Here is a 24557-nt window from a genome sequence, read left to right as displayed (position 1 = left end):
AGCGTCGCGGCGTCCGGCGGCGCACTTCGCTGCGCAGCCAGTCGAGCCACGTGCGAATGGCGGTTTCGTGCGGATGTCGACGCCGCGCTCGCCGACGGACGCACGTGGGCCGAGCCGGGCGGTCATTCGATCGTCGATCCGTTCCTGCTGGTGCTGTATCGCTGGGGCGTCGCGATCGGGCTCGACATGACGCGGTATCCGGCGTGGAGCGCGCATGCGCAGCGCGAAGCCGAGCGACCGGCCGCGCGGCGCGCGCTGGCACGCGAGGCGGCTTGACGGCTTGACGGCGCGCGGACGTCGCGGCATGTGCGGGATGGGCTGCATGTGCGGGGGCGTCCACGGGTGCCGCTCAATGGCGATCGCTATCGCGCAAACAGCGGGTAGGTCGCGCCTGCGATCAGCGCGGCCGCGAGCCACACCACGCTCCACGAGCTGACGGCAAGCAGCGGCGGAATCGCGAGCGGCGTCGCGAACAGCCCGAGATAGACGATCGTGTTCGCCATCCCGAGCGCGGTGCCTGCGTGATTCGCGCCCGCGAGCGTCGCGAGTTCGGTGTAGGCGACACCGTGCCAGGCCGATACGCAGATGCCGGCGAACACGAGAATCGCGACGATCGCGGCGAGTGGCACGTGCGGGCTGCCGGCGGTCGCGGCCGCGAGCAGCGCGAACGATCCGGCCGCGACGCAGACCGACCCGCGCAGGTAAGCCCGCCGGTTGCCGTGCCGGTCGGTATGACGGCCGCTCCACACGCGCATCACCATTGCACCGAGTTGCAGCGCGACCATCGCCGCGCTGATGCCGGCGAGGCCGAGCCGGCCGAAATCGTGCAGGAACACGGTCGCGAACGTGAGCACCGCGAACTGCGGCGCACACAGCGCGCCGATGCCGAGCACGATGCGCCACACGCGGCCGCTCGCAAGCGGGCTGTGTGCGTGCGCGGCCGGCGGTTGCGGCGCGACGGGGCGGCTCGCGGCGCGGGGTGCGGCGGCTGGCGCATCGGGCGGTTCGTGCAGCCAGCGCCACGTCAACGCGGCCGATCCCGCACACAGCAGCATCAGTGCGCCATACACCGCGGCGAAGCCCGCATGCGACGCGAGCGACGGCAGCAGCGCCGCACCGACGCCGCCGCCAAGCGGCACGGCCGTCTGGCGGATGCTCATTGCAAGCCCGCGTTCGCGCTCGCCGAACCAGCGCATCACCGCGCGTCCGCTCGAGCCGTTCACGCTGCCGCCGAGCAGGCCGACGCAGCACATCGCCGCGACGACGCGTATCAGCGGCGGCACCGCGTGCGTGCTCGGGACGAGCGTCACCACCATCAGCGCGAGCATCGCGGCCGTCGCGACGAGGCCGGTGAGCAGCACGCGCCGATCGCCGAACCGGTCGGCGGCGATTCCCCACGGCAACTCGGACAGCGCGACGCCGAAGCCGAGCGCGCCGAGCACGAGGCCGAGCGCGCCGTTGTCGAGGTGATAGGCCGAGCGCATCCACACGGCAGTGGTCGGAATGCCGGCCGCGGCGGCGGAAAAGCTCATGTTCGCGGCGACGCCGGCCGCGAGCACGCGCCAGCGGTGGGCCGGGCCGCGCGCGTCGCGCACCGGTGAGGACGGAGAGGCGAGGCAGGAGGGTTCCATGGCGACCAGGGCTCGTTCGGAAATTGACACCGCCAGTGTGGCGACCTACATTAATCCTGAAAATCGGAAAGTTCTTTATTAATCGTTCGATAAAACGGGATGGTTGAGATGTCCGGACAAGACAATGCCTGCGGCGCGGCGACGCTCGCGGCGCCCGACGCCGCGCTGGCCCGGCCGAACTTCGACGTCGCGGCGTTGCGCAGCCTGGTTGCCGGCGTCGATCTCGGCAGCTTCGCGAAGGCCGCCGATCGTGTCGCGCGTTCGTCGTCGGCGGTGAGCGCGCAGATCCGCAAGCTCGAGGAGCAGGCCGGCACGCCGCTGTTCGTGAAGGCCGGGCGCGGGCTCGCGCTGACCGACGCCGGCGATGCGATGCTGCGCTACGCGCGGCGGATGATCGCGCTGAACGACGAAGCGGCCGCCGCCGTGCGCGGCGTGAATCTCGACGGCTGGGTGCGGATCGGCCTGCAGGAGGATTTCGGCGAAGCGATCCTGCCCGACGTGCTCGGACGGTTCGCGCGTGCGCATCCGAAGGTGAGGATCGAGGCGCGGGTCGCGCGCAATGCCGAGTTGCTCGAGCGGCTCGACGCGAACCAGCTCGATCTCGCGCTCGTCTGGGGCGACCCGGCGTCGGCAACGCTGGTGTCGCGCGCGGGCATCGACAGCGACGCGATCGCGCAGGTGCCGATGCAGTGGATCGTCGCGGTGGGCGCGGTGGGCTTCGGTATGCCGGACGGCGGCGGACAGGCCGACGCGGCCGATGTGGCCGACGACGGTGAGGCGGGCTTGCGGGCGCGCCGCGCGTCGGGCGAGCCGTTGCCGCTCGTCGTGTTCGACCGGCCGTGCCGGTTCTTCGGCGCGGCGACCGATGCGCTCGACCGCGCCGGCGTGCCGTGGCGCGTCGCGTTCACGACGCCGAGCCTGGCCGGGCTGTGGGCCGCAGCGGCGGCGGGCCTCGGGCTGACCGTGCGCTCGCACTACGGGCTGCCCGCGTCGGTGCGGGTGCTCGACGCCGCGCCGTCCGGGCTGCCTGAACTGCCGAGCCTGCCGCTGATGCTGTTGCGGCGTACGTCGTCGGCGACGCCGACGGTCGAGCGGCTCGCACGGATCGTCACGCAGGCGGTGCGGGATGCGACGCGGGGGGAGGCGGCGGCGCTGGCAGCGTGACGAGACGTTCGGCCGTGGCCGCAGGTTCCGCGTCGACATCCCTCTCCCGATCGGCCGAATGGAGTGCGCAGGCGAACCCGACTACAGTGATGGTCACCAGAAACGGAGGTCATCATGCAAAACGTACACCTGCCTGACGGCGCCACGATCGATCCATCGCAGCGGGGCGATGCCTCGCTGCCTGCCAATGGGGCGGTGCCCGAACGACGCGGGTCGGCGAAGTCCCCCGTTCGCCTTGGCGTCCTGCAAGGTCAGGCCTGGATCGCGGACGACTTCGACGCGCCGCTGCCGGACTACTTGCTGGACGCATTCGAAGGGCGCTGATGCGACTTTTGCTCGATACGCACATCTTTTTATGGATCGTGACCAACGATCCGAAGCTCAGTGTGCGGGCGCGCAGGTTGATCTCCGGCGCCGATGGGCGTTTCGTCAGCAGCGCGAGTATCTGGGAGGCCGCCATCAAGGCCGGCCTGGGGAAGCTCGACATCGACGTGGGCCGGCTGATCCGCTCGATCGGCGCAAGCGGGATCCGCGAACTGCCGGTCAGCGCGATGCATGGCTGCCTATGCCGCGGCGGTGTCCTGGTCGAATTCGCCAAGTGTGGCGAGCATTGCGCGCAGCCGCTCCCGCACCCCTTCGCTCGCCGGCACGAACGGCAACCGTAACCCGTCCTCGCACCACCCCTGCGCGGCCAGCACCGCCTTCACCGGCGCCGGGTTGGGCTCCGCGAACAGCGTCGCGACGAGCGGCTGCAGCGCGACCGACAGCCGCCGCGCGTCAGCGAGCCGGCCGTCGCGCAACAGCGCGTGGATTCGCACATGCCATTCGGGCAGCACATGCGCGCTGGCCGCGATCGTGCCATGCGCGCCGGCGCACAGCGCGGCGAAGTTCTGGTTGTCGTCGCCGGAGAGGATCGCGAGCGGTGTGTCGTGCACGAGCCGGCTCATCCGGTCGAGCGTGCCGCCGCACTCCTTGATGCCCGCGACGCGTGGGTCGCGCGCGAGCGCCTGCAGCGTGTCCAGTTCGACGTTCACGCCGGTGCGGTACGGGATGTTGTAGACGAGCACCGGCAGGTCGGCGGCGGCGACGATCGCCTCGATGTGGCGGCGAATCCCGTCCTGCGTCGGCCGCACGTAGACGGGCGGCGTGACGAGCAGCCCGTCGGGCCCCAATGCGGCGAGTTCGCGTGCGCGGGCGGCCGCGAAGTGCGTTGCGCTCGCGGTGAGCCCGACGACGATCGGCAGGCCGGGCGCCGCATCGCGCAGCGTCGCGAACACGGTGTCCTGTTCGCGTGCGTCGAGCAGCACGCCTTCACCGGTCGTCGCGCCCGCGACGAAACCCGCGATGCCCGCCGCCGCATAGTGACGCGCGAGTCGCGCGAGCGCGCCGTGGTCGACCTCGCCGTCGTGGAACGGCGTGATGATCGGCAGCCAGATACCTTCGAAACGTGTGTGCATGCAAAGCCTCATGGTGGAAACGGAGTGGGAAGGAACCGTTCCGCCGGCGGGGTGCCGGAGCGAGGCGTGCGGGCAAGGAGAATGAAACGACCTGCGGGCATCCCGTCCGGCATTCGCCTGACGGGACGCGACGTCCCCGTCAGTCGAGGAGTCGTTTTTTCAGTTTCAGCCCGGCCGCGCGCGCACCTGCCGCGGTGGCGGCAAGGATCGGGAACGAGCGCAGGGCAGCGGACATGGATGAACCGTGAAAAGGGCTGAGCGGCGATCTTAACACCGGATTCGGCGCGCATGCGAGCGGCGCGCGCCGTTTAGCAGGATTCGAGATTTGCATTGCACGACAGATTGGAAGGCGCGCGGCGCCCGGCCGCTAGAATGCCCGCTTACGTTTCGATGACAGCGCGCACGCGTGCCGTCACGCATCTTCACCACTACTGGAAACGGGGCATATCGCGATGGCAAGCATCAAGGGGATCGGCCGCTGGCTGTACACGGGCACGGCGGCGGCGCTGGTCGTGGCGGCGACGGCCGCGCACGCCGACACGTCGATCCTGAACGTGTCGTACGACGTGACGCGCGAGCTGTACAAGGACATCAACACGCGCTTCGCCACCGCCTACCAGCAGCAGACCGGCGAGACCGTGGCGATCAAGCAGTCGCACGGCGCATCGAGCGCGCAGGCGCTGTCGGTGCTGCAGGGGCTGCAGGCCGACGTCGTGACGATGAACCAGCCGAACGACATCGACCTGCTCGCCGAGCGCGGCCAGCTGCTGCCGAAGGACTGGCGCGCGCGCTTCCCCGACAACAGCTCGCCGTACTCGACCACGATGGTGTTCCTCGTGCGCAAGGGCAACCCGAAGGCGATCAAGGACTGGAGCGATCTCGCGAAGCCGGGCGTGCAGGTGATCATCGCGAACCCGAAGACGTCGGGTAATGGCCGCTACGCGTATCTCGCCGCGTGGGGCTACCAGAAGCAGAAGGGCGCGACCGACCAGCAGGCGCTCGATTTCGAGAAGGCGATCTTCCGCAACGTGCCGGTGCTGGACTCGGGCGGCCGCGGCGCGACGACGACCTTCACGCGGCGCGGCATCGGCGACGTGCTCGTCACGTTCGAGAACGAAGTCGCGCTGATGGACACGGGCGCAGCGGGCGCGGAATTCGACGCCGTGTACCCGTCGGCGAGCATCCTCGCGGAGCCGCCCGTTGCCATCGTCGACAAGGTCGTGGACAAGAAGGGCACGCGCAAGGTCGCGCAGGCGTATCTCGACTACCTGTACACGCCGCAGGCGCAGGAGATCATCGCGCAGCACCATCTGCGCCCGCGCGACGCGAACGTGCTGAAGAAACATGCGGCCGAGTTCAAGCCGCTGAAGACGTTCAGCGTCGAGCAGGTTTTCGGCAGCTGGGCGAATGCGCAGAAGACCCACTTCGCCGACGGCGGCACCTTCGATCGCGTGATCGTCGACCGCAAGTAAGCACGACCGCTCGCCGTGCGCGCAGGCAGCATGACCGCGCAGCCGGCCGCCGATGCGGCCGGCTTTTTTCGCCGTACGGCGGCGCGGGCCCGCTCCGCCCAGCTGCGCATTCCCGGCCGCCGGGTTCGCGTGCTACGCTCATCGCCTTCCTGTTTCAGGCCTCCCGCGATGAACGTCGATTCGTCCTCCCCAGCCTCCCGCGGCCGTGGCCGCAAGATCTGGTCGGGCACCCGCCCCGTGATCGCGTACGGAATGCCGCCGATCGGCTGGCGCGACCTCTATCACCGTGCACTGACGGTGAGCTGGCCCGTGTTCTTCCTGTCGCTCGCGGTGCTGTTCCTGCTGCTCAACGGCGGCTTCGCGACGCTTTACCTGCTCGGCCACGCGCCGATCGCGAACCAGTCGCCGGCCGGGTTCGCCGGCGCGTTCTTCTTCAGCGTCGAGACGCTCGCCACCGTCGGCTATGGCGACATGCATCCGCAGACCGTCTACGCACACGTCGTCGCGACGTTCGAGATCTTCATCGGGATGTCGGGCATCGCGCTGGCCACCGGGCTCGTGTTCGCGCGGTTCTCGCGGCCGCAGGCGAAGATCCTGTTCGCGCGCTATGCGATCGTGCGCCCGCTGAACGGCCGGATGACGCTGATGGTGCGCGCCGCGAATGCGCGTCAGAACGTGATCGCCGAGGCGCAGGCGAAACTGCGGCTGATGCGCGTCGAGGGCACGCACGAAGGCTATACGCTGCGCAAGATTCACGATCTGCCGCTCGTGCGCAGCGAGCATCCGATTTTCCTGCTCGGCTGGAACCTGATGCACGTGATCGACGAGTCGAGCCCGCTGTTCGGCGAGACGGCCGAGTCGCTCGCCGCCCGCGATGCGTCGCTGCTGATCACGATCGAAGGCTCCGACGAGACGACCGCCCAGGTCATGCAGGCGCGCTACTCATGGGCGCATGCGGACATCCGCTGGCGTCACCGCTATGTCGACCTGATGCACGAGGAAGGCGGCGTCACGCACATCGACTACACGCATTTTCACGAGATCGTACCGGTCGATGCCGAGACCGACGAACGCGGTATGCCGGGTGTGGTGGTCGGGGCCGGGTCCGCACAGGCACCCGGGCCGGCTGCATGATTCCGGCGACCGGCGACCGGCGACCGGCGACCGGCGACCGGCGACCGGCGACCGGCGACCGGCATGCGGGCACGGCTGCCGCAACCGGATGCCGCGCCGTTCACGCGTCACGCATGCAGCAGACGGGCCGCTTCGCGCTGTTCGACCGCCACCGCGCGGCGGTAGCCGTCGCGGTCCTCGGCGCGCGCGACATAGTCGCCGAGCACGCCCTCGTGCGGCAGCAGATGCGCGTCGAACGCGATCTTCAGCGTGCTGGCGAGCAGCAGGTCGGCCGCGGTGAAATGGTCGCCGACGAGCCAGCGGCCGTGGGCGAGCGTTTGCGCGAGCGCACGCTGCACGCGCGTGATGTTGCCCCAGCCGAAGGCGACCGGATTACCCGACGCGCCGGTGAATTTCTCGGCCATCGCCGGCTCGACGCAGGCGGGCGTGAAGAACATCCACTGCAGGAAGCGGCCGCGCAGCGGATGGTCGGGCGCGATGCCGAGCCCGGCGCCCGGGCAGCAGTCGGCGAGGTAGAGCAGCACGGCGCCGGATTCGGCGAACGGTTCGCTGCCGTCGTCGAGCGCGGGCAGCTTCGCCATCGGATTGACCTGGACGAACGCGTCGCTGCCCTGTTCGTGCGAGCGCAGGTCGATCGGCACGAGCTCGTAGACGACGCCGATTTCCTCCAGCATCCACAGCGCCCGGAACGCCCGGGTCTTCGGCCAGTAGTAGAGCTTCATTGCGCCTCCGCGTATGGGTGTGCGTGTCGGTATCGGGGATACTCAAGCGTACCCGAGCGGGCGAGGTTCGGACAGGAGGGCGTGCCGCGAGTGGCGGAGCGTGGCACGAAGAAGGGCGACGGCGAAACCGGCGCGAACCCAGGCGCGGCGTGAATTCATTGGATAACTAGTTATATATTGACTAGTCGAGAATCGCCCGATGAGTATTTCGCTGAAACCGTCACGGCTACCCGGTTCCGCCGGCTTTTGCGGCAGCGTCGCGGCTGGCCGCATGCGCGTCGGAACATGACGTCGATGGACGGCGAAACGCGGAAACGGCGCACCCTGCGCTGGGCGCCGAATGAGTGAATCCAAGGCCATGCGATCGGCTCCGGCGAATCAGGCGGTGACGCCATGCGTCGAAGGCCGGTTCGATCGCGCACGGAGAACAGCAACGAATGGCGAACGACGATCACACCACGATCATTTCCCGACGCACGCCGGAATCGGCAGCGATGCGCGCCGAACTCAAGCGGACGATGGCCATTACCGCGCGGCTCAACCGTCTGACGTTTGACGATACCGACGAGGTCCGAGCATTGTTCGGAGAACTGATCGGCCGCGCGATGGATGACGGCTTCCTGCTGATCCCGCCGTTCTACGCGACGGGCGGCGCCGATACCCGAATCGGCCGCAACGTGTTCGTCAACCAGAACTGCACGTTCTATGACCTCGGTGGCCTGGACATCGGCGACGACGTGATGATCGGGCCGAACGTCAGTCTCATCACGTCCGGCCATCCGGTCGAGCCGTCCCGCCGACGCGACGCCGTCGTTGCCCGGCCGATCGCGATCGGGAACAACGTGTGGGTCGGCGCGGGCGCCACGATCATCGGCGGCGTGACGGTTGGCGCGAACTCGGTTGTCGGCGCGGGTTCCGTCGTCACGCGGGACGTTCCGCCGGATACGCTGGTCGGCGGAAATCCGGCGCGGATCATCCGGTCGATTGCCGAGTGACGGCGCGGGCGAGCGTGGGCCGGCAAGCGGCGATGCGCGGTGGAACGAATGTGGACAACCGGCCCTCGCAGCCACTCGAAATGCTGTGATTCCGTGCGGTGAGCGCGCGGCACGGGGCTGAATCCACGCGGCTTTCCGGCATCCGACGCGGGTCGCGGGCAGATGCGTGAACTGACGCAGCCGATGCGTTCGCAGCGCACTGCGGCGCAGCGCCGGTTGTGGATATCCCGCCATCGAAACGACTCGATACGCTGTGCATTCCAGCGGTGAGGATGACTGCATGCGGCCGGATGCGCGAGGCAGGGTGTGGACAACCGGGACCCTCGACGACGAAAAATGCTGTGCCTTCGAACGGTGAGCGCCGCCGCCCGGTGGCGCGAGGGGCTTGTCTGGCAACGGTTTGCGGGCACCCCGCGGGATTCGGAGCGTCGCGCATTCTAACGGCACGCGCGGATCGGCGATAGATCCACGCACGCATCGAAGTGTGGATATCCTGCCGCCGGATTCACTCGAAGCGCTGTGTATTTCGATGGTGAGCGCCGGCATCCGATCGAACCCGGCGTCCGCTTGTGAGCAGGTTATCGAGCTTCGGCGGGACCGCGAGGGTCGCGCATTCTAACCGCACTCGCGAGTGCGCGTTCCGTTCGCGTGTGTGCGTCGATGTGGATATCCGGCTTCCGAAGCGACTCGAAGGGCTGTGCATTTGCAGGGTGAGCGCGATTGCGCGATCGGCTGCCGGCCTGCTCCCGTGCGGCTGTTCGGGTCGCAGGCAGGGCTCTCCGCGCGGCTGCGGGCGCCGCTGTTCGCACTCGAACCGGCGCTGTCGAGCGATCATGCGCCGGCGCTCACCGTTGAATTTCACAGCATCTCGAGTGGTTGTGGGGCGGGCTATCCACACCCAAATCGAAGCCGTCGCTCGAGCGCCGCACGGTCGCTCACCATTGAAATCCACAGCGTTCCGAGTTGTCGCGGATTGAGCTATCCCCACCCGAATCGGCATCCTCGTTCGATCGCGAGCCGGTGCTCACCCTCGAGATTCACAGGGTTTTCAGTGTCTGCGGGTGGCGATATCCACACCCGTGCCGGGATCTCGCTCGACTGCGCAGCTGCACGCACCGAGGCGTTCCAGAGCCGTGCGGGTGCTTGCGGAAGCGACTATCCGGGAGAGACCGGCACCCGCCGCGCGCCGAACGAACAGCGGCTATCCCGCGCTGTCCCGACGGCCTGACCGGCGCTCCCGAACGCCGTGACAGCGGGAAGGGGTGTGGATATCGCGCGGCCGAATCGACTCACGAACCTGTGCATCGGAACGGTGAGTGCGAACGCCGCATCGGTCGGGCAAGGCGCCGACGGTGTGGATATCTCCCGCCGACAATCACTCGTCGCGCTGTGGATTTCAACGGTGAGTGTCGGAATCCTGCCGGACCAGGGACCAGCCGACGTGTGGACATCCCGGCCCCGACGCCACTCGAAACCCTGTGCAATCCAACGGTGAGCGTGCGCGAACGATCGGCCAGGCAGCCCGCCATTGTGGACATCCGGCTTGCTCGACCAATCCGAACGCTGTGCATTCCATGGGTGAGGACGCTCCGCTTTCGCGCTCAAACCCTTGTCGCACGGGCCGCGAACGTCGTCGGCCGTGCCTGCGGGCCGCCTTGCGCCGATCCCCGGCTTTCCGGGACAACCCGGCTGCCCGTTCCAGCAAGCGCGCCAACAGCCACCCACCACCCCACGCGAGAACTCTCTCAAAACCACCCCAAAACCTGCGTAGTTTTTCTCACCCCGGCCCCGCCCGAGCAAGATGAGAAAAAACATTCTCGGCGCCGCGCGAAAAAATAGAGTCATCCCGCTGCCGCCGGCCGGACGTCGCCCGACGCCCTGCCACGCAGCCAGGAACAGAACAGCACAATCAGGAGACACCCCCCATGACAGCCCGACTGCCCGTCGACGGCACGCCCGCCCTGTCCGACTACCGTCTGACCGACAACCTGACCGCCACGCGCGGCCGGATCTTCCTGACCGGCACGCAGGCGCTGGTGCGCCTGCTGCTGATGCAGCGCGCATCCGACACCGCGCAGGGCCTGAACACGGCCGGCTTCGTCAGCGGCTACCGCGGCTCGCCGCTCGGGATGGTCGATCAGCAGCTGTGGAAGGCGAAGAAGCTGCTCGACGGCAGCGGCGTGCGCTTTTTGCCCGCGATCAACGAGGAACTCGGCGGCACCGCGGTGCTCGGCACGCAGCGCGTCGAGGCCGACCCGGAGCGCACCGTCGATGGCGTGTACGCGATGTGGTACGGCAAGGGCCCCGGCGTCGACCGTGCCGGCGACGCGCTGAAGCACGGCAACGCGTACGGTTCGTCGCCGCACGGCGGCGTGCTGGTGGTGGCGGGCGACGACCACGGCTGCGTGTCGTCGTCGATGCCGCACCAGAGCGACTTCGCGATGATCGCGTGGCACATGCCGGTCGTGAATCCGTCGAACATCGCCGACATGCTCGAGTTCGGCCTGTACGGCTGGGCGCTGTCGCGCTACTCGGGCGCCTGGGTCGGCTTCAAGGCGATCTCGGAGACCGTCGAATCCGGCTCGACCGTCGATCTCGACGCGCTGCAGACGCACTGGCCGGCGCCGCCGGGCTTCACGCCGCCGGCGGGCGGCCTGCACAACCGCTGGCCCGACCTGCCGAGCCTCACGATCGAGGCGCGCCTTGCCGCGAAGCTCGACGCGGTGCGCCATTTCGCGCGCACCCACAGCATCGACAAATGGATCGCACCGGGCGCGCACGCGAACGTCGGCATCGTCACCTGCGGCAAGGCGCACCTCGACCTGATGGAAGCGCTGCGCCGGCTCGACCTGACGGTCGACGATCTCGACGCGGCCGGCGTGCGGATCTACAAGGTCGGCCTGTCGTATCCGCTCGAGATGACGCGGATCGAGACCTTCGTCGACGGGCTCGCCGAAGTGCTGGTGATCGAGGAGAAGGGCCCCGTCATCGAGCAGCAGATCAAGGACTACCTGTACAACCGCGCGGACGGCGCGCGCCCGCGCGTGCTCGGCAAGCACGATGCGCAGGGCGCCTGCCTGCTGTCCGAGCTGGGCGAGCTGCGTCCGTCGCGGATCCTGCCGGTGTTCGCCGCATGGCTCGCGCGCCACAAGCCGGCGCTCGATCGTCGCGAGCGCGTCGTCGATCTCGTCGCGCCGCAGATCCTGTCGAACGAAGCGGATGCGGTGAAGCGCACGCCGTACTTCTGCTCGGGCTGCCCGCACAACACGTCGACGAAGGTGCCGGAAGGCTCGATCGCGCAGGCCGGCATCGGCTGCCACTTCATGGCGTCGTGGATGGAGCGCGACACCACGGGCCTGATCCAGATGGGCGGCGAGGGCGTCGACTGGGCCGCGCACGCGATGTTCACCAACACGAAGCACGTGTTCCAGAACCTCGGCGACGGCACCTACTTCCACTCCGGCATCCTCGCGATCCGCCAGGCGGTCGCCGCGAAGGCGAACATCACGTACAAGATTCTCTACAACGACGCGGTCGCGATGACGGGCGGCCAGCCGGTCGACGGCAGCATCTCGGTGCCGCAGATCGCGCGGCAGGTCGAGGCGGAAGGCGTGTCGCGCTTCGTCGTGGTGTCGGACGAGCCGGAGAAGTACGACGGCCATCACGGACAGTTTCCGACCGGCACGACGTTTCATCACCGCAGCGAACTCGACACGGTGCAGCGCGAGTTGCGCGAGACGCCGGGCGTCACCGTGCTGATCTACGACCAGACCTGCGCGGCCGAGAAGCGCCGCCGCCGCAAGAAAGGCGAATTCCCCGATCCGGACAAGCGCCTGTTCATCAACGACGCGGTCTGCGAAGGCTGCGGCGACTGTGGCGTGCAGTCGAACTGCCTGTCGGTCGAGCCGCTCGAGACGCCGCTCGGCCGCAAGCGCCGCATCGACCAGTCGTCGTGCAACAAGGACTATTCGTGCGTGAACGGCTTCTGCCCGAGCTTCGTGACGGTCGAAGGCGCGGCGCTGAAGAAGGCGGCCGGCGCCGCGTTCGACGAAGCCGCGCTCGCCGTGCGCGTCGACGCGCTGCCGGTGCCCGCGACGCATCTCGACGCGGCGCCGTACGACATGCTCGTGACGGGCGTCGGCGGCACGGGCGTCGTGACGGTCGGTGCGCTGATCAGCATGGCCGCGCACCTCGAAGGCAAGAGCGCGTCGGTGCTCGACTTCATGGGCTTCGCGCAGAAGGGCGGCTCGGTGCTGTCGTTCGTGCGGATCGCGTCGAGCGACCGGTGGCTGAACCAGGTGCGCATCGACACGCAGCAGGCCGACGTGCTGCTCGCGTGCGACATGGTCGTCGGCGCGAGCGCCGAGGCGCTGCAGACGGTGCGCCACGGGCGCTCGCGGATCGTCGTCAATACGCACCGGATTCCGAACGCATCGTTCGTGCAGAACCCGGACGCGAGCCTGCACGCCGATGCGTTGCTCGAGAAAATGCGTCACGCGGCCGGCGACGGCTATCTGTCGAGCTGCGATGCGCAGGCGCTTGCCGCGAAATTCCTCGGCGACTCGATCGGCGCGAACATCCTGATGCTCGGCTACGCGTGGCAGCTCGGCCTCGTGCCGGTGTCGCTCGCCGCGATGATGCGCGCGATCGAACTGAACAACGTCGCGGTGCCGATGAACAAGCTCGCGTTCTCGATCGGCCGGATGGCGGCCGGCGACGCGGCGGGCCTCGACGCATTGTGGAACGCGCGTCACACGGTGGCGGTGCAGGCCGCGCCGGACACGCTCGCCGAGCTGATCGCCGATCGCGAGGCGCGCCTCGCTGCCTACGGCGGCGTGCGCTACGTCGAGCGCTACCGTGCGCTGGTGAACGCGGCGCGCGCGAAGGGCGACGAGGCGCTGACGCGCGCGGTCGCGACGACGTTCTACCGGCTGCTCGCGGTGAAGGACGAATACGAGGTCGCGCGGCTGTATGCGGACGGCGCGTTCCGCACGGCGCTCGAAGCACAGTTCGAAGGCGTGCCGGGCCAGGACTACCGTGTGAAGTTCAACCTGGCGCCGCCAACGGTCGCGAAGGCCGGCAGCGACGGCGGCGCACCGAAGAAGCGGGTGTTCGGCCAGTGGATGTGGCCGGTGCTCGGCACGCTCGCACGGGTGCGCGGCCTGCGCGGCACGTGGCTCGATCCGTTCGGCCGCACGGCCGAGCGCCGGATGGAACGCGCGCTCGCGGACGATTACGAGACGACGCTCACGCGCGCGCTCGCCGCGACGACGGCCGGCAACGCGGCGCAGGTCGCGCAACTGGCCGACCTGCACGCCCGCGTGTGCGGCTTCGGTCACGTGAAGGTGCGCAACCTGGCAGGCGTGAAGCGTGCGGAGCGTGAGCTTGCGCTGCAACTCGGCATCGACGCGGCCACGAGCGCGGCCGTGCAGCACGCGCTCGACGAGATGAAGGGCGCGGGGATGCTGAAGGGGATCCCGGTCGTCGTCGCGAAGTAACGCGAACATGCGCGGAGGCGCAAACGGCGACGTGCAGCCAGCGCGTCGCCGTTTTTTTATGCACGACCGTGTTGTCGTGCCACGTGAGCGGCGCTCAGACGATGCCCTTCTTGCGCGTCGACAACGCCGTTTCCGACAGATCGATTTCGCGGATCAGCTTCGTCAGCGTCTCGTCGGAAATCTTGCTCTCGCTGCGCAGCCGGTACAGCACCGACCGCTCCGCACGCACCGCCGCGATCCGCATCTGCAGCTCCATCGTCTCGGTCTGCCGCGCTTGCGCGCGCGGTGTCGGGCCGTCCTCGGCGAGCGCGGCGAGGCGGCGGCGGTACTGATCCATCACGCGCGCGGAGATGTCCGCGCAGCGCGCGGCGCCCGATTCGTCGAGATCGGCCGAGATCGCGTCGTGCGACGAATCGATCGCGCGGATCGCGGCCTGCGCGGCGGCGGCGCGCGCGGTGCGCTCCTCGTCGGCGAGCGGGTTGCGCGTCGAGCGCACGCCGCGCAGCAGCAGCGGCAGGCCGATCACCGCGACGATCAGCGAACCGAGAATCACCGCCGACGCGACGAAGATCGCGGTGTCGCGCCCGGGCAGCGGCGCGCCGTCGGACAGCGCGACGGGGATCGACAGCACGCCCGCGAGCGTGACCGCGCCGCGCACGCCGCCGACCGTCATCACCGCGATCGTGCGGATGCCGGCCATGGTGCCCGCGAGGCCGTGGCGCGCGGCGCGGCGGCTCGCGATCCAGCGCAGCAGCCAGACCCACAGGAAGCGGATCGCATACAGCGCGAGCATCATCGCGCACACGTTGAAGATCATCCGGCCGACGAGCGCGTCGCTCGTGTGGTGCGCGTCGACGAGTGCGCGGCCGATGATGTGCGGCAGCTGCAGGCCGAGCATGAGGAACACCATGCCGTTGAACACGAACTCGATCATCGCCCACGTGCTTTCGGCACGCACGCGCGATGCGACGGTGCTTTTGCGCGAGAAGCTCGTGTAGTTCATCATCATCCCGGCCGACACGGCCGCGAGCACGCCCGACAGGTCGAGGTGCTCGGCGAACAGATAGGCGGCGAACGGCACGAGCAGCGTCATCACGATGCCGGGGGCCGGATCGCCTTCCTGCTCGGCGTTCAGGAAGCGCGTCGACAGCGCGCTGAACACCCACGATACGATCGCGCCCGTCGCGAGCCCGCCGGCGGCGACGATCACGAACGTGACCGACGCTTCGCGCAGCGAGAACATGCCGGTGAGCGCGGCCGCGACCGCGAACTTCAGCGCGACGAGGCCCGACGCATCGTTCATCAGCGCCTCGCCTTCGAGGATGTGCATCAGTTGCGGCGGGATCCGCCCCCGGCCGGCGATGCCGGACAGCGCGACCGCGTCGGTCGGCGACAGCACCGCCGCGAGGGCGAACGCGATCGGCAGCGGCAACTCGGGTATCAGCCAGTGCGCGAAGTAACCGACTGCGAGTACCGTCATGAACACGAGCCCGAACGCGAGCATCAGGATCGCGCGGCGCTGCAGGTACAGCTCGCGTTTCGGAATCCGCCAGCCGTCCGCGAACAGCAGTGGCGGAATGAACAGCAGCATGAAGATTTCGGGATCGAACGTGACGTGCAGATTGAGCTTCGGCCACGCGAGCATCGCGCCGAACGCGATCTGCATCAGCGGCAGCGGAAGCCGCAACGGCAGCATGCGCGTGATCGCGCCGGACAGCGCGACGGTGAGCAGCAGGATCAGGACTGTGAAGACGATTTCCATCGATACGGCAAATGTGAAGAATGAAACGACCGTACGGAGTTTAGCGTGACGACATGACGGGTGCGCTCGCGTGCGCCGGTGCGCGCGCACGCAAACGGTGCATCCGGCCTGCGCCACGTTGGTGCGGCGGCAGCCGGGCTCAGGCGCGGCGCACGTGTCCGGCGCTTGCACGGAGCTTGCTTGATGCTTGCGCATGGTCCGGCACCGGCCGGACAACCGAGGATTCGACCATGACATTGCACGCGCCGTCCCGTTCACCCGCCGCGCCCGGCTGCCTCAGCAGGAGGCGGTCATGACGCTCGCGCAACAGGAGCGTCCGGCCGCCGCGTCGCCGTACCGTTTCGAGCGGGAGATGAGCTCCGGCCTCGAGCGCCTGGCGACGCGGCATCGCGACCTGGCGCTCACGACCGTGTTCCAGCCGATCTTCAGCCTGTCGCATCAGCGCGCGGTCGGCTACGAGGCGCTGCTGCGCGCGCATGATGCGCTCGATCGCGCGGTGTCGCCGCTCGACGTGTTCGGCGAGGCCGCGCGCCAGGGCGAGCTGCTGCAGCTCGACCGGCTCGCGCAGGCGCTGCATCTGGAGAACTTCGCGCTGCTCGGCGCCGAGCGCGAGTGGCTGTTCCTCAACGTGCATCCTGGCGTGCTCACCGACCCGTTCCAGGCCGCCGCGCTGCTCGCGAACCTGAAGCGGCTCGGCATGCCGCCGCGCCGCGTCGTGCTCGAAGTGCTCGAACAGCGCGCGGAAGACGTCGAGCGGCTTGCCGAGGCCGTGCGCGAATTCCGCGCGCAGGGCTTCCTGATCGCGCTCGACGATTTCGGCGCCGGTCATTCGAACCTCGAACGGATCTGGCAGCTGAATCCCGACATCGTGAAGCTCGACCGGATCATGCTGTCGCACGCCGCGCACCGCACGGGGCTGACCGCGATCCTGCACGGGCTCGTCACGCTGCTGCACGAGGCCGGCAAGCTCGTGCTCGTCGAGGGGATCGAGACCGAGCACGACGCGCAGATCGCGCTGTCGTGCGAGGCCGATTTCGTGCAGGGCTATTTCTTCGGCCGCCCGGCGCCCGGGCTGCCCGACAGTGCGATGGCGACCGGCTGCATCGGCGAGCTGACCGAGCGGTTTCGCGAGCAGACCGAAGCGCGCGAGCGGCGCGACGCGCAGCGGCTCGCACCGTACCTGCGCGCGTTCGAGCGCGCGGCGGAGCGGGTGGCGGCCGGCGAGCCGCTCGACGAGGTGTGCTGGAACTTCCTCGCGCTCGACGCCGCCGCGCGCTGCTTCCTGCTCGACGCGCGCGGCCGGCAGTCGGGCCGCAACGTCGTGCTGCGCGCGGATCGCGCGCTCGCCGAGGCGCGCTTCTCGCCGCTGGCGGATGCGCAGGGCGCGAACTGGCTGCGCCGGCCGTATTTCCGCACGGCGATCGCCGAGCCCGGACGCGTGCAGGTGACGCGTCCGTACCTGTCGATCAACGAGGCGCAGCCGTGCGTGACGCTGTCGGTGGCCGTGCGCATCGGCGATGCGCAGCACGTGCTGTGCGGCGATATCGACTGGATCGGCGACGAAGCGGACGCCGGCTAGCGCGGGCCGGCGCGCTGGCGCCGCTCACGCCGCTCGGCTAGGATGCGCGAATTGTCCTGACGATTCGCGAGCCGCCGATGAACCGAACCGCCGCTTCCTCCGTCCTTCTCGAAGTGATCGCCACGACCGTCGGCGATGCGAAGGCCGCCGCCCGCGCGGGCGCCGATCGCCTCGAACTCGTCACCGCCATCACCGAAGGCGGGCTCACGCCGAGCGTCGGCCTGATCGAGGCCGTCGTGGCCGCGGTGCCGATCCCCGTGAACGTGATCGTGCGCCCGCACAGCCGCGCGTTCGTCTACGACGCCGCCGACCTGCGCGTGATCGAACGCGACGTGCGCGCGGCCGTCGCGGCCGGCGCGAACGGTGTCGTGTTCGGCGCGCTCGATGCGCGCGGCGATATCGATCTCGACGCGCTCACGCGCATCGCGGCCGCCGCGGACGGGCGCGACCTGACGTTCCATCGCGCGTTCGACGTGTCGCGCGATCTCAACGCCGCGTTCGACGCGCTGCTGCGCGTGCCGGCCGTCACGTCGGTGCTGACGTCGGGCGGCCATCCGTCGGTACTCGACGCCGTCGCGACGATCACGCGGCTGGCGCGGCAGGCGGCAGGCTCGACCTGCACGGTGCTGGCCGGCTCGGGGCTCACGGTCGATGCGGTCGGCGACTTCGTCCGCGCCACCGGCGTGCGCGCGGTGCATTTCGGTTCAGGCGTGCGCTCGCGCGGCGAGGTGCTGGCGGCTGTCGACGAACAGCTCGTCGGGCGCGTGCGCGCGGCGGTAGACGGCGCGGCGGCACATGTGTGATGCATGCGCCGGCGCGTCGAGCGAAAGCAGTCCACGCTTCGCGACGCGCACGGCAATCCGGTGCTGACGGCCGATTGAAAAAAAGCCGGGGCATGCCCCGGCTTGTTCGTGTGCGCGCGAGATGCGCCGCGATGCAGGCGCTTACGCGTTCTCCGCCAGCATGTCGGCCTGGCTCGCGCGGATGCCGAGCCGCTCGAACAGCGCGCGGTCGCGCTGCGTCTGCGGGTTGCTCGTCGTCAGCAGCTGGTCGCCGTAGAACATCGAGTTCGCGCCCGCGAGGAAGCACATCGCCTGCATCGCGTCGTCGAGCTGTTCGCGGCCGGCCGACAGCCGCACGACGGCCTTCGGCATCGTGATGCGCGCGACCGCGATCGTGCGCACGAACTCGAACGGGTCGAGCGGCGCGGTGCCTTCGAGCGGCGTGCCTTCGATCGCGACGAGGTTGTTGATCGGCACCGATTCCGGGTACGGGTTCAGGTTCGCGAGCTGCGAGATCAGGCCCGCGCGCTCACGGCGCGATTCGCCCATCCCGATGATGCCGCCGCAGCACACGTTGATGCCCGCATCGCGCACGCGGTCGAGCGTGTCGAGACGGTCCTGGTAGGTGCGCGTCGAGATCACCTGGCCGTAGAACTCCGGCGACGTGTCGAGGTTGTGGTTGTAGTAGTCGAGGCCGGCGTTCGCGAGCTGCTGCGCCTGCTCGTCCTCGAGCATGCCGAGCGTCATGCAGGTCTCGAGGCCCAGTTCCTTCACGCCGCGCACCATTTCGGTCAGCGCCGGCATGTGGCGCTCTTTCGGGTTGCGCCACGCGGCGCCCATGCAGAAGCGGCTCGCGCCGTTCGCCTTCGCCGCGCGCGCGGCGTCGAGCACCGTGTCGACGTCCATCAGCTTCTCGGCCTTCAGGCCCGTTTCATGGTGCGACGATTGCGAGCAGTAGCCGCAATCTTCCTCGCAGCCGCCCGTCTTGATCGACAGCAGCGTCGACAGCTGCACCGCGTTCGCGTCGAAGTGCTCGCGATGCACTTGCTGCGCGCGGAACATCAGGTCGTTGAACGGCAGCTCGAACAGCGCGACGACATCGGCGACGCGCCAGCGCTGCGGCGCCGGAGCGGCCACGGGGATCGCGTCGGGTTGCACGGCGGCGGTCTGGGCTTGGGTCATGGTGGTTTTCCTGTCGTGAATGCGGGGATCGGGGCGTCAATGCTGCGCGGCGCGCAGCGTGTCGACGAGCGCGGCGATGTCGAGCATCGCCGCCGCGGATTCGGGGGCGGCCGGCGCCATGTGCGCGATGCGGCCGAGCAGCGGCGCGCGATGCTCGCGCGCGAGCCAGTCGCGGATCGTCGCGACGTTCTCGTCGGCGTACGACATCGCCGGGTCGACGTGGTTCGCGACCCAGCCTGCGAGCGTGAGGCCGCGCTGGCGGATCGCGTCGGCCGTCAGCAGCGCGTGGCTGATGCAGCCGAGCCGCACGCCGACGACGAGCACGACCGGCAGGCCGAGCGCGACCGCGAGATCGGCCGTGTCCTGCGTGTCGTTCAGCGGCACGCGAAAGCCGCCGACGCCTTCGACGACCACCACGTCCGCGCGCGTCAGCGCGTCGCGATGGCTCGCGACGATCGTATCGAGGTCGATCGTCACGCCTTCCTGCGCCGCGACGATGTGCGGGGCCGCCGGCGCCGTCAGCAGGAACGGCGTGCGCAGCTCGGGCGGCAGCACGACGTTCGCGGCCGCGTCGAGCTGGTCGGCGTCCTCGTTGCGCCAGACGCCGTCGCGTTCATACGCGCCGGCCGCGACGGGCTTCAGCGCGGCCGCGCGCAGGCCGTGCCGCGCGAAGCCGTGCAGCATCGCGGCCGACACGAAGGTCTTGCCGATCTCGGTGTCGGTGCCGGTGACGAAGAGGGAAAGGGGCGTGCTCATGCGGCTTGCTCGCTGGCTTCGATGAGTGCGGTTTCCAGCCGCGCGAGATCGTCGAACGAATGCGCGGCCGACAGCGAGATGCGCAGCCGCGACGTGCCGGCGGGCACCGTCGGCGGCCGGATCGCGGGCACCCACAGGCCATGCGCGTCGAGCGAGCGCATCGCCGCGAGCGTCGCGTCGTTGCCGCCGATCACGAGCGGCTGCACGGCCGTGTGCGAGTCGACCGGCTGCCAGCGCGTCATGCGCAGCAGCGCGCGCGTGCGCTCGATCAGCGCGGCAAGGTGCGCGCGGCGCACATCGCCTTCGTCGCCGGCGATCACCTTCAGGCTCGCCGACACCGCATGCGCGACGGCCGGCGGCGCGGCCGTCGTGAAGATGTAGCTGCGCGCGCGCTGGATCATCCATTCGATCACCGTCTCGTGCGCGATGACGAACGCGCCGGCGACGCCGGCGGCCTTGCCGAGCGTGCCGACGTACACCAGGTTCGGCGAGCGCAGCGCGGCGGCCGCGAGCGCGCCGCGGCCCTGCGGGCCGAGCACGCCGAAGCCGTGCGCGTCGTCGACGACGAGCCACGCATCGTGGCGCTCGGCCAGCGCGACCAGTTCGGCGAGCGGCGCGATGTCGCCATCCATGCTGAAGACGGTGTCGCTGACGATCAGTTTCGTTTCGGCGTCGGACGCGTCGAGCAGCGCGGCGAGCGCGGCCAGGTCCGCATGCGGATAGACCTGCACGTTCGCGCGCGACAGCCGGATCCCGTCGATCAGCGACGCGTGGTTCAGCGCGTCGGAGAAGATCGTCGCGTCCTTGGCCGACAGCGCCGTCATCGCGGCGAGGTTCGCCATGTAGCCGGTGCTGAAGTACAGCGCGCGCGGCGCGTCGGAGAAGCCGCCCGCGAAGCCGGCGAGCTCGTCCTCGAGCGTCGCGTGCGCGCGCGAATGGCCGCCGAGCAGATGCGAGCCGCCGCTGCCGGAGCCGTAGCGCCGCGCGCCTTCGGCGAACGCGGCGACGAGTGCCGGATGCGCGGCGAGGCCGAGATAGTCGTTGCTCGCGAAGCCGACGATGTCGCGGCCGTCGACGCGCATGTGCGCGTCGCAGGCGGTGTCGGCGGTGCGGCGCACGCGGCGCAGGCCCTGCGCATCGAGTTCGGCGAGGCCGCGCTGCAGCGTGTCGAGCAGCGGCGTGGCCGGTTTCGGTGACGGTTGTTTCATCACGCCGCCTCCGCGAGCGTTGCGTCGAGCGTATCGCGCGTGCGTTGCGCGAGCCACGCGATGTCGTCGTCGCTCATCACGTACGGCGGCATCAGGTACACGGTCGTGCCGATCGGGCGCAGCAGCAGTTCGCGCTCGAGCGCGCGTTCGAAGAAGCGCCGCGAGAAGCCGCGTGCCGCATCGCCGTCGAGCGCGACGTCGAATGCGAACAGCGTGCCGCGCTCGCGCAGGTGACGCACCTGCGGGTGCGCGGCGAGCGGCGCGAGCGCGGCGCGCATCGCGTCCGACTTGCGCGCGTTGGCGGCGAGCACGTCGTCGCGCGCGAACAGGTCGAGCGTCGCGACCGCCGCGCGGCACGCGAGCGGGTTGCCAGTGTACGAATGCGAATGCAGGAAGCCGCGCGTCGTGTCGTCGTCGTAGAACGCCGCGAACACGTCGTCGCGCGTGAGCACGAGCGACAGCGGCAGGTAGCCGCCGCTGATGCCCTTCGACAGGCACAGGAAATCGGGCCAGACGCCGGCCTGCTCGCACGCGAAGAAGGTGCCGGTGCGGCCGCAGCCGACCGCGATCTCGTCGGCGATCAGATGCACGCCGAATGCGTCGCACAGCGCGCGCAGCCCGCGCACGTACGACGGATCGTGCATCGCCATGCCGGCCGCGCATTGCACCAGCGGCTCGACGATCAGCGCGGCGATCCGGTCGGCGCGTTCGGCGAACAGCCGCCGCACGTCGTCGAGCGCGCGGCCCGCGACATCCGCGGCCGTTTCGCCCGGCAGGGCGCCGCGCGCGTCGGGCGACGCGACCACGTGCGCGTGGCGGATCAGCGGGTCGTAGGCATCCTTGAACAGCGCGACGTCGGTCACGCCGAGCGCGCCGATGGTCTCGCCGTGATAGCCGTTCGCGACGCACACGAACTCGCGCTTGTCCGCGCGGCCGCGGTTGCGCCACGCGTGGAAGCTCATCTTCAGCGCGATCTCGACGGCCGACGCGCCGTCCGACGCGAAGAACGCATGGCCGAGCGTGCGATCGGTGAGCACATGCAGCCGCTCGGCGAGCTCGATCGCCGGTTCGTGCGTGCAGCCGGCGAGCATCGCATGCTCGAGCGTGTCGAGCTGGTCCTTCAGTGCCGCGTTGATGTCCGGGTTCGCATGGCCGAACAGGTTCACCCACCACGAGCTGATCGCGTCGAAGTAGCGGCGGCCGTCGCGGTCGTACAGCCACAGGCCCGCGCCGCGCGCGACGGGAATGAGCGGCAGGCGCTCGTGGTGCTTCATCTGGGTGCAGGGATGCCAGACCGCGCGCAGGCTGCGCGCGACCCAGTCATCGGTGGCTCGCGTACTCAAGGCAACTCCGGGGATCAAACGGCGGCGGGCATCGAACGGGATACCGCGCGGCGACAGTCGAAAACGCGCTGAGATTAGCGTGTTCCGCGATCCGTTGCACTACCGGTTACAAACGCCGCGCAGCCTTGCCGGACGGGAGTTCGGCGCAGATCGCGGGGGCTCTGGACGGTACGCACCAGATATCCCGAAATGACCGCAGATGACGACGTTCGAGTGACACCCCCCAACAGAAAAAATCGTCGGGCGGGCGTACGCGCGAGGGCGAAAATCGGGTCGCGAATGAAAGCAGGGCGCGAAGCGCAATGCGTGGCGCGCGGCCGCGGATGAATGGTGTGCGGAATCAGGCGCGACAGAGGGCGGCAACAGCCGGGAAGGGTGGGAAGAAGGGCGGGACAGGGCCGGGAAACGCCTCGAAGGGCGCCTGCATGCGATTACGGCCGGGATCCCGGCTCCGACGGTTCGCCGGACACCCGGCGCAGGCGCAGGCGGCGCACGGGCGCCGTGGCAACGCGCCAGCATTCGCGAAAACGGAAAAAGGGGAGCGTGCGGGAAAGGTGCGACCTGGAGCGGCGCGGCGCCCGCGTCAGCGCGAGGCCAGCGCGCGTGTATCTGTATCGGCGTCGTGCGTGTTGCCGTCGCCGTTGTCGGCCGTCTGCGTCGTGCCGCCATTCCACACGACGCGGTCGTTGACCGCATACAGCCGGCATGCGCCCGCACCCTGCTTTCCGCAGTTGTCGAGCGCGAGCGCCATCGGATCGTCGCCGCCTTCGGCCCACGACCACGCGCCTTCGGCGGACACCGCGAACGCGCGGCTCGGATGCTGGCTCAGGAAGCGGCGATAGCCTTCGCGGCCGGCCTCGTCGAGGAACGGCACCGCATCGACCGCATCGATCGACGCGTAGCCGGTCGCATTCGGTTCGTGCGGGCTGGCGACCGCGTAGCGCACCGCGGTCGGCAGGTTCAATTCCGCGAGGAACGCATGCACGGCCGGCCACCACACGGGCACGCCGTCGCGATCGACGATCAGCCGGTGTGCGTCGTCCTTGTAGCGGCCGAAGTCGATGAATTGCGCCTGCGTGCCGTGCGACACGTACGCGTCGTGCATCTGTGCGACGAGCGCGGGCGTCCAGACCGAATCGTTGTCGCCGTACAGCCACAGCGAGCGCACGGCCGTATGCGCGCCGTACTGGTCGAATGCTTCGACGAGATTGCGCTGCCAGCCGTCGCAGAGGTCCTGGCGCAGCCCGCCGGAGAAATTGATGATGCCGCGCACGCCGGACGCCGCTTCGGTGCCGTAGGCGACCGACACGAGGCCGCCGTGCGACGTGCCCGCGACGACGATGCGCGACGCATCGATGTACGACTGGCGCGACATGTAGCGGATGGTGGCATCGACGTCGGCGGCCTGCGCGAGGCCGTTCTTGCCGACGTTGCAGCCTTCCTGCTGATACGTGCCGCCCGACCCGGCGAAGCCCTGGCGGTTCGGCGCGATCACCGCATAGCCGCGGCGCACGAATTCGCGTGCGAACGCGAGCGGCCGGCTGCGCGGCTGCTGATGGAGATCGCCGGTGTTCTTGCCGTGGTTGAAGACGACGAGCGGGAACGGGCCGGGGCCGTTCGGCTTGAACAGCGTGGCCTGGAGCATCACGGAGCCGGAGGCATCGGCCGGAATGCTGATGATTTGTTCGTTGAGGTTCGCGGCGACCTGCGGGAGGCTCGAATCGCCGTAATCGAAGCGCTCGGCATGGGCGAGCGACCCGCTGGCCGTGACCGCGCCGGCGTTCGCGTTCGGCAACGTACCGGCCTGAGCGGCCGACAGCGCACAGGCCGCCATCCATCCCACCAATACCTTGCTGAACGCCATTCGTAAGC

At 69.5% G+C, this 24557-nt stretch carries 17 protein-coding genes and 2 pseudogenes; 10 read left to right on the top strand and 9 right to left on the bottom strand.

Annotation, left to right across the window (positions count from 1 at the left end):
* Positions 1–69: 69 nt before the first annotated feature.
* Positions 70–276 (top strand): annotated as a pseudogene (locus ACTJKF_RS22150) (glutathione S-transferase); the annotation flags it as partial.
* Between the two features lie 86 nt (positions 277–362).
* On the opposite strand, the gene ACTJKF_RS22145 reads toward ACTJKF_RS22150, so the two are convergent.
* Positions 363–1631: an MFS transporter gene (locus ACTJKF_RS22145; RefSeq protein ID WP_440626119.1), complete on the bottom strand. Its 1269-nt coding sequence runs from the start codon at positions 1629–1631 to the stop codon at positions 363–365.
* A 108-nt stretch (positions 1632–1739) separates the two neighbouring features.
* On the opposite strand from ACTJKF_RS22145, the gene ACTJKF_RS22140 reads away from it, so the two are divergent.
* The 3 genes and pseudogenes from ACTJKF_RS22140 to ACTJKF_RS22130 all read left to right on the top strand — a co-directional run.
* Positions 1740–2795 (top strand): LysR substrate-binding domain-containing protein, encoded by a 1056-nt coding sequence (locus ACTJKF_RS22140; RefSeq protein WP_440626117.1) that lies wholly within the window; start codon positions 1740–1742, stop codon positions 2793–2795.
* Positions 2796–2909: 114 nt separating this feature from the next.
* Positions 2910–3119 (top strand): hypothetical protein, encoded by a 210-nt coding sequence (locus ACTJKF_RS22135; protein WP_440626115.1) that lies wholly within the window; start codon positions 2910–2912, stop codon positions 3117–3119.
* Positions 3119–3367 (top strand): annotated as a pseudogene (locus ACTJKF_RS22130) (type II toxin-antitoxin system VapC family toxin); the annotation flags it as partial. The gene ACTJKF_RS22135 and the pseudogene ACTJKF_RS22130, both read left to right, overlap by 1 nt.
* Here the strand turns inward: ACTJKF_RS22130 and dapA are convergent.
* A complete protein-coding gene (gene dapA, locus ACTJKF_RS22125; protein WP_440626114.1) occupies positions 3359–4252 on the bottom strand; it encodes a 4-hydroxy-tetrahydrodipicolinate synthase in 894 nt (297 codons plus the stop codon). The pseudogene ACTJKF_RS22130 and the gene dapA sit on opposite strands and share 9 nt — an antisense overlap.
* Positions 4253–4704: 452 nt before the next feature.
* Between dapA and ACTJKF_RS22120 the strand changes: the two genes are divergently transcribed.
* Together ACTJKF_RS22120 and ACTJKF_RS22115 are read left to right on the top strand one after the other, a co-directional pair.
* Complete coding sequence (locus tag ACTJKF_RS22120; protein ID WP_440626112.1) at positions 4705–5724, top strand: sulfate ABC transporter substrate-binding protein; 1020 nt, start codon at positions 4705–4707, stop codon at positions 5722–5724.
* Positions 5725–5892: 168 nt separating this feature from the next.
* Positions 5893–6858, top strand: a complete 966-nt coding sequence (locus ACTJKF_RS22115) for an ion channel (protein WP_440626110.1) — start codon at positions 5893–5895, stop codon at positions 6856–6858.
* A gap of 107 nt (positions 6859–6965) precedes the next feature.
* Here ACTJKF_RS22115 and ACTJKF_RS22110 read toward each other — a convergent pair whose 3' ends face one another.
* The gene (locus ACTJKF_RS22110; RefSeq protein WP_440626108.1) at positions 6966–7580 is read right to left on the bottom strand and encodes a glutathione S-transferase family protein; all 615 of its coding nucleotides are present in this window, start codon (positions 7578–7580) and stop codon (positions 6966–6968) included.
* Positions 7581–8017: 437 nt separating this feature from the next.
* Between ACTJKF_RS22110 and ACTJKF_RS22105 the strand changes: the two genes are divergently transcribed.
* Together ACTJKF_RS22105 and ACTJKF_RS22100 are read left to right on the top strand one after the other, a co-directional pair.
* Complete coding sequence (locus ACTJKF_RS22105; protein ID WP_440626106.1) at positions 8018–8575, top strand: sugar O-acetyltransferase; 558 nt, start codon at positions 8018–8020, stop codon at positions 8573–8575.
* Between the two features lie 1925 nt (positions 8576–10500).
* Positions 10501–14073, top strand: coding sequence for an indolepyruvate ferredoxin oxidoreductase family protein (locus tag ACTJKF_RS22100; RefSeq protein WP_440626105.1), 3573 nt, complete (start codon positions 10501–10503; stop codon positions 14071–14073).
* Positions 14074–14167: 94 nt separating this feature from the next.
* Here ACTJKF_RS22100 and ACTJKF_RS22095 read toward each other — a convergent pair whose 3' ends face one another.
* Entirely contained in the window at positions 14168–15835 is a 1668-nt protein-coding gene (locus ACTJKF_RS22095) for a Na+/H+ antiporter (RefSeq protein WP_440626103.1), read from the bottom strand.
* 292 nt (positions 15836–16127) lie between these two features.
* Between ACTJKF_RS22095 and ACTJKF_RS22090 the strand changes: the two genes are divergently transcribed.
* A complete protein-coding gene (locus ACTJKF_RS22090) occupies positions 16128–17414 on the top strand; it encodes a sensor domain-containing phosphodiesterase (RefSeq protein WP_440626101.1) in 1287 nt (428 codons plus the stop codon).
* Between the two features lie 77 nt (positions 17415–17491).
* Complete coding sequence (locus tag ACTJKF_RS22085) at positions 17492–18217, top strand: copper homeostasis protein CutC (RefSeq protein WP_440626098.1); 726 nt, start codon at positions 17492–17494, stop codon at positions 18215–18217.
* A 141-nt stretch (positions 18218–18358) separates the two neighbouring features.
* On the opposite strand, the gene bioB is transcribed toward ACTJKF_RS22085, so the two are convergent.
* The 5 genes from bioB to ACTJKF_RS22060 all read right to left on the bottom strand — a co-directional run bounded on the left by bioB (position 18359) and on the right by ACTJKF_RS22060 (position 24549).
* Entirely contained in the window at positions 18359–19378 is a 1020-nt protein-coding gene (bioB, locus tag ACTJKF_RS22080; protein WP_440626096.1) for a biotin synthase BioB, read from the bottom strand.
* Positions 19379–19414: 36 nt separating this feature from the next.
* Positions 19415–20134, bottom strand: coding sequence for a dethiobiotin synthase (bioD, locus tag ACTJKF_RS22075; RefSeq protein WP_440626095.1), 720 nt, complete (start codon positions 20132–20134; stop codon positions 19415–19417).
* Positions 20131–21342 carry an 8-amino-7-oxononanoate synthase gene (gene bioF / locus ACTJKF_RS22070; RefSeq protein WP_440626093.1) on the bottom strand — a complete coding sequence of 404 codons (1212 nt, stop codon included), beginning with the start codon at positions 21340–21342 and terminating at the stop codon, positions 20131–20133. The genes bioD and bioF overlap by 4 nt, the downstream gene beginning before the upstream one ends.
* Positions 21342–22685, bottom strand: a complete 1344-nt coding sequence (gene bioA / locus ACTJKF_RS22065; RefSeq protein ID WP_440626091.1) for an adenosylmethionine--8-amino-7-oxononanoate transaminase — start codon at positions 22683–22685, stop codon at positions 21342–21344. The genes bioF and bioA overlap by 1 nt, the downstream gene beginning before the upstream one ends.
* Before the next feature lie 583 nt (positions 22686–23268).
* On the bottom strand, positions 23269–24549 hold the full coding sequence (locus ACTJKF_RS22060; protein ID WP_440626089.1) for a dienelactone hydrolase family protein: 1281 nt from the start codon (positions 24547–24549) through the stop codon (positions 23269–23271).
* Between the last annotated feature and the right edge of the window lie 8 nt (positions 24550–24557).

It is taken from the genome of Burkholderia sp. 22313, assembly GCF_052045245.1.
Lineage (GTDB): Bacteria > Pseudomonadota > Gammaproteobacteria > Burkholderiales > Burkholderiaceae > Burkholderia.
Note: the sequence above shows the minus strand (reverse complement) of the source record. Positions and strands in the feature narration are given on the sequence as shown.